General features: G+C 68.8%; 4 protein-coding genes. 2 read left to right on the top strand and 2 right to left on the bottom strand.

The window, feature by feature from the left end; genetic code table 11:
* Window positions 1–2,013: 2,013 nt before the first annotated feature.
* Together ACIGW4_RS34780 and ACIGW4_RS34775 are read right to left on the bottom strand one after the other, a co-directional pair.
* Window positions 2,014–2,664 carry a hypothetical protein gene (locus ACIGW4_RS34780; protein WP_399585476.1) on the bottom strand — a complete coding sequence of 217 codons (651 nt, stop codon included), beginning with the start codon at window positions 2,662–2,664 and terminating at the stop codon, window positions 2,014–2,016.
* A gap of 275 nt (window positions 2,665–2,939) precedes the next feature.
* Complete coding sequence (locus ACIGW4_RS34775; RefSeq protein WP_399585473.1) at window positions 2,940–3,812, bottom strand: hypothetical protein; 873 nt, start codon at window positions 3,810–3,812, stop codon at window positions 2,940–2,942.
* Window positions 3,813–4,231: 419 nt separating this feature from the next.
* Between ACIGW4_RS34775 and ACIGW4_RS34770 the strand changes: the two genes are divergently transcribed.
* Entirely contained in the window at window positions 4,232–4,579 is a 348-nt protein-coding gene (locus ACIGW4_RS34770; RefSeq protein WP_399585470.1) for a VOC family protein, read from the top strand.
* Between the two features lie 508 nt (window positions 4,580–5,087).
* On the top strand, window positions 5,088–5,474 hold the full coding sequence (locus ACIGW4_RS34765; protein ID WP_399585468.1) for an SRPBCC family protein: 387 nt from the start codon (window positions 5,088–5,090) through the stop codon (window positions 5,472–5,474).
* Window positions 5,475–5,767: the final 293 nt, after the last annotated feature.

Here is a 5,767-nt window from a genome sequence, read left to right as displayed (position 1 = left end):
GGTCTCCTGCGGAGACACGACGCGGAGTGACTGCGTCACTCCCAGTGCTGCGGCGCCGCTGCGCGGCGCTCGGCTGGCTAGGTGGGGGCAGTCACCTTCGGTGTCTGCGGGGTGGTGGGGTGGGTTGGGGGGGTGCGGGTTGTGGGTGGGGGCTGGTGTGTGGTTTGGCGCCCGCCTGCGGCGGGTGGTGGGGCGGGAAGTAGGTTGCGTTTCTTGGTTGTTGATGGGTCATTGGGTGTCGGGTTCAGGGTGCTGGCCCCTGCGGGGCCGGTCGGTATGGGATCCTTTCGCTTCTCTCTGGAAGGCTTGGGGAGTCGCCCTGGGTCCGGCCCGGCGGTGTTGCGGGGCTCCCTGGGTCCACTGGCAGCAATCACTCTGGGTAGTAAGTGAGAGTGCACCCCTGACCTCAGGTGGTCTATACCTCTAAGGTAGTCGTGGGAGCCGTCCACGGCACGGACGAGCGGGCTTCCGAAATCGAAGACATGCTGAAAGCACAGCCGCCAACTCCTGTCTCTACACAGCCATATGACGAAAACGCAAAACCCGCTCAATCAATGCCTCCTGGCACCCCATCAACGCCCCATACACAAAGCGCATAAGCCAGCCCACCACCCGCGCAGAACATCACCCCCTCCAGGACAAAGACAGGCGAGGAGCACAGGGCCTGCGGCCCCGCACCGCAACCTCAGGAGGCACCACAGGGCCCCACAGGACCGTCACGGGGCACAGGGGGGCGCCGGAGGTGTCGGGGCTTGGTCCCTGGCCCGACAGACGGGCGCGGCGGGGGTCCGCACCAAGGGGGCGGGGTGGCCGGCACGAAAATGGGGCCCGGGTGCGGGACGGGCTGTGGGCTGGCTCTGGGGAAGCCGTGGGCGGGGCGGCGAGGGGGCAGGTCTGCGGGAGCAGTGGGGAAGGGTCTGGGTGGGCAGGCGGGCCTCGGGGCGCCGGGCCTTGTATGCGGAAAACGCAAACGACTACAGCGGTTGTGGTCCTTTGCGTATGCGGAAAACGCACATGCGAGGTAGCACCGTCATGACGGTGAGCACCTGGTGATGCGCCATTCCATGAGGGCCGCGGGAGCCTGGAGCACCATCGCCGTAGGCCTCTCCGCTCGACTACCGCCGACATGTCCTTGCCGACGCGCCCCGCGGGGAGGGCGTCGGGTCTGGTCCATGGCCCCGCGGGCGGGCAGGTGCGGCAGGAGTTTCATGGTGAGGGGGTGCCGTGTCTGGTGGGGGACGCTGCCCGGCGTAGCAGGGGCCAGGGGTCAGTCCTGCGGAAGGCCTGCACCGGGGCGGCCATCAGATATCGCCACGGGCGGGTAGGCATCGCGGTGGGCAGGCAGGGTGGCGGGCGCGGCAAGAAAGTGACCGGACGGAGGGGCGGGGCGTGAGCGTCAGAGATACCGACGCCTATATGCGGGAAACGCAAACGACCAGGTCAGTCCCGGCCCTCCGCGTATGCGGGAAACGCAAAAGACCGGGGCCACGGGCCCCTTTTTCTATGCAGGACCCGCATACGGGGCCGGAGAAAGACACCGGCTGGCCGCCGGCGCCATGCACAGGAAACAGCACAGCGCCCGAGCCAGGAACCACAGTCACTCACACCCCCGACCCCATCCCCCTCCCCCGGCCCCACACCACGGCCCTCCCCAAAGGTGCGGGGAGCAGTAGACGTCCCGCCAGCCCACCGGCATACACGCGCGGGACCGTCCCCACGCGAACAGGGAGCAGCCGCTGCGGCAGGCGCTCCTGATCTGCGTCCGGGGACCATCCCCGCGCAAGCGCGAAGCAAAGCGACTGAACCTCGGCCGGCGTGTACGCGGTGGGACCATCCCCACGCAAGCGGGGAGTGGCTTTGTAGGCCAGTTTCGAGAACGCCTGTTGCTCAGTGGCGAGAACGCGCTATTCGGCCGAGGAACGATGCTGCCGAACTCTGAGAGCGCTCAGGGGCTTGTATCAAGGTCGCGGCTGTGTCTGTCGATGAGTGGGGGCGAGAGCCGGCCCCGATCGTTCACGCCCCGTCCGTCGCGGCCAGTGCCTCGCGCCGCAGCCACGCTATGGCATCCAGGCGGTGCTCCGGAATGTCCTCCGCCCGGCTCGCCGCATAGTCGATCAGCCTGCGCACGGGCTCGGTGTCACCCGGGTTGGGCACCGCCAGAGAGCTGATGCCGCCCTGCCAGGTCGTCCCGACCACAGAAACCATGCTGTCGAGCGAGAGCATCGCGAACTCGGGACGTCCGGCTCGCGAGCCGAGCGCACACTCGTCGAATCCGAGCATGGACCTTCCCCGGCGGATTCCGCACGCCGCGCCCATGACGTCCCAGTCATCGAGCAGGCGCACCCGACGCCAGACGTAGGGCTGGCGCAGGTCCACCCTCGGGTTGTAGCGGCGGGCCGGCAGGGCAAGCAGGAATTCGCGGTCGGCGTCGAACAGGCCGAAGGAGGTCGCCAGCTCGTACCAGCCCCGGTTGGCCCGGCCAATGAGGTCCGGTTCGTTGAAGTCGAAGTAAGCGTCCCGCCGACCCGTCTCCTGACCGCAGCTGACCGTCTGGCCCACGGCGAGCACCGGCAGGGGAGCCTCCGGCACGCCTCCCTCAAGTACCTCCAAGCCCGCCCGCCTCAGCGGCTCGAAGACCTTCCGACGCATCTCCTGCCTGCCCACGTCTCCCCTTACAGTCGATTGATCACCACCGGAGAATACGGGCTGCGTGGTGCGAGACCGGGAGCGGGCGGCTCCAGCCAGCGGGAGCACGGTCTGGTGGCTGACCGCTCCACCGTGACAGGTGCTGCTGATTCTGACCGGCATTCCTGCACTCCGAGATCAGCAAGTGCTCTCCGAAAGCATCGACAACCGTTGCTGGTCCACACCTAGACAGCCAGGCTCTTGACGATCGGGGCGCCTCGGCGTCCGTCAGAAATTCGGGTCCCTGCGCGCGATCAGTGGATGGGCGTGGTGCAGCGGATGCCGTTGGCGGGGTGCCATTCCATCGCCAGCTCAACGGCGGTGCCGTGCTCGGTGCAGTACGGGGTGGGGATAATGCCGCCGCAGGTCTGGCGTGCGCATCGGCATGCGGTGCTGGGGGCGGTGTAGGGGAGGCCGTGGCGGATGACGCCGCCGGTGGTGCGGGGTGAGGCGGTGCCGCGCAGGTGGGCGGGCCACGCGAGGGTGACGCGCAGGCCTCCGCTCCCGGCCTTGAATCGGTCGATGACGCGTACGGCGTCGGGTACGGCGAGCGGGGCGGTACCGGGGGTGGTGAGCTTGCGGATGGACGCCCCAGCCTCGGCGGCCGTGAGTTCGGCGAGAGTGTCGGCGTCGTCCTCGGTCATCCAGCCGGACAGGCGGTCCTCGTCCTCGGCGTCCTCGGTCAGTTCCAGGAGCGGATCGTCCATCCGGAACCGCTGCGCTGCGCCTGTGCCGAGGGACGGCCTGACCGTGAACGTGGCCGCCGGTACGCCGGTGGGTACGGCGATCTTGTCGTGGTCGAGGAGCCAGGCGACGACCGCGCGGCGGTCGAACTCGGGATGCACGGCGGTGCCCGCCTCGGGGACGGGGAAGTCGGGGTGACGGCGGCGCCAGTTCACCACTGCGGCCCGGCCGACACCGGCGATCCTTCCGCCCCCAGAAGTATCCGGTCCTCGTCCTGCGGTACGGGAGCGAGGGCCTGGGGCGGGGAGCAGTCGGCCCGGGGCGAGGGTGTGCAGGGCGTGCCAATCCATGGCCGGCCGGGTGACGGGCAGAAGGGTGACGTCCTCGGCGGAGTACAGGGGGACGGAGGTGATGCCGCCCTGGCGCTTGTAGTCGATGTTCACCGTGCCGGTGGGGGTGATCCAGCCGAGGCTGTGACCTGGCCCCAGTCCGTGCGGCGGACTCCGAGGCGGTGGGCGGCCTGGCCGGGGCCGAGGGGGACGTGGCGGTCGAGGGGGGCGGCGAGGTCGCGGCGGCGGGCGAGGATGGCGACTGGTCGGGGAGCAGTTCTGTGCTACACCGGAAAACGTCTGGTCGGGGAGGCCATCCCCGCAGGTGGGGGGAGCAGACTTCGTGACCTGTAGTTCTTCCGCACACACAGCCATAGCTGAACCACTTTCACCGAAACCGGCAAACCGCTCGAACCTGACTTCCCTGCCCTGCCCGCCCCATTGGCGCATGCAGCGAAAGTGCGTGCGGCTGGGGACGTGTCGTAGTACTTCTGGGGAGACAGAGACATCTTGGTTCTCGTTTGGAGTCGTCGATGGCCGTTCGCCGTGTCGTACCCAACATCCAGTCGGAGGCCGCGCAGGAGAGCCGGGAGTTCTACGGCCTACTGGGCTTCGAGGAGGTCATGAACCACGGCTGGATCATGACGCTCGCCTCCCCTACCAGCCCGGCAGCGCAGATCAGCGTCATGACCAGCGACAAGACCGCGTCCATCACCCCCGACATGAGTGTCGAGGTGGACGACGTGGACGCGGCGTACGCGGCCATGCGGGCAAGAGGTGCGGAGATCATCCATCCCTTGCAGGACGAGGAATGGGGCGTGCGACGGTTCTTCGTCCGCGACCCCAGCGGACGGGTGGTCAACGTGCTGGCCCACCACTGACCGCCCTCCCGGGTCCCTGGCGAAAACGCTGGTCACCAGCACCCGTTGATCGCCGATACGAGGACGGTTGCCTTACAACGAACCACGATTTCGCCATGGCATGCAGCCACGGCACGGCGTCTTTCAAGACGATCGACCCCATAGTTCGACCGCGCGCCGTTCCTTGCGGCCCCCGGCACCGAAGCCGGGTGACCGACCATCACCCGATAGAACCACCCCCAGCAGCGGGAGCAGCCAGCGGCCACGCCCCGGAGATCCCACGGGGTCAAGGCCACCCCCGCAGGCGCGGGAAGCAGTCCCCCCGAACGTCCATAAGGCCATTCCCGCGCGTGCGGGGAGCAGAAGAGGGCGGTCTCCAGGCGGGCCTGGTCCCGCGGTCCATGCCGAAGGCGTCGTGGACGACACACCGCCCTGATCGTCGACGCAGGCCTCATCGCACGTCAGGATCAGACCCGATGAGGCCCGCTTCCGCTTTCCCCCACCCGCCACGGCGGCTTTGCGGTCTGCCATGGCACGTGTGACCTTGAGCGCCCAAGGTGCCGCCTCTCCCGATACGGTCTGGCAGCGCTACGCCGACATCCACCAGTGGGCGTCCTGGTCTCCACAGATCAAGGCCGTCCATTCCGTGCGCCGCCGTCTGAGTCCCGGCATGAGCGGCGCAATCGAATCGGTCGTCGGCATCCGTGCCGCGTTCGTCGTGGAAGCCGTCGACCACGACCGCCGCACGTGGACCTGGCGGGTACGCCTGGCCCGCATCCAGATCCGGCTCCACCACGAGGTGAAGCCACAGGGCCGCGGCAGCGCCACCAGCCTGACGATGCACGGCCCGCGACTGGTACTACTCGCCTACGCGCCCCTCGCCCGGCTCGCTCTGCACCGCCTCGTGCAACCCTGACGCCACTGCCGGCTACCGGGCCCCGTTCGGCCCGGTACACCGCGCACAGCGGCCCGCAGACAGGAGGAGCAGGGTTCCACTGCTGGGCCTGCGGGGCCGGTGCATCGCCCACGTAGCCTGCAATTCGCCCGATACGCCCGATCCCTCCCATCCGGTTGTGCAAAGGCGCTCTTTACGCGAGTGGGGGGGGGGGGGGGGGGCGGCCCCCCCCCCCCCCCCCCCCCGGGGCGCAAAGGTGTAGGGTTTGATTAGAGATTCCAAAGATAAAGCGCGCCAAAGGGGGCCCCCCCCGC

The sequence above is a fragment of the Streptomyces sp. NPDC053513 genome, assembly GCF_044544765.1.
Lineage (GTDB): Bacteria > Actinomycetota > Actinomycetes > Streptomycetales > Streptomycetaceae > Streptomyces > Streptomyces litmocidini.
The sequence above is the reverse complement of the archived record's forward strand: the minus strand, read 5'-3'. Positions and strand labels throughout refer to the sequence as shown.

What these genes read in the sequence shown, in the direction of transcription:
- ACIGW4_RS34765 (WP_399585468.1), top strand. Translation starts at nt 5,088, where the DNA reads ATGGCACGTGTGACCTTGAGCGCCCAAGGTGCCGCCTCTCCCGATACG.
- ACIGW4_RS34770 (WP_399585470.1), top strand. Translation starts at nt 4,232, where the DNA reads ATGGCCGTTCGCCGTGTCGTACCCAACATCCAGTCGGAGGCCGCGCAG.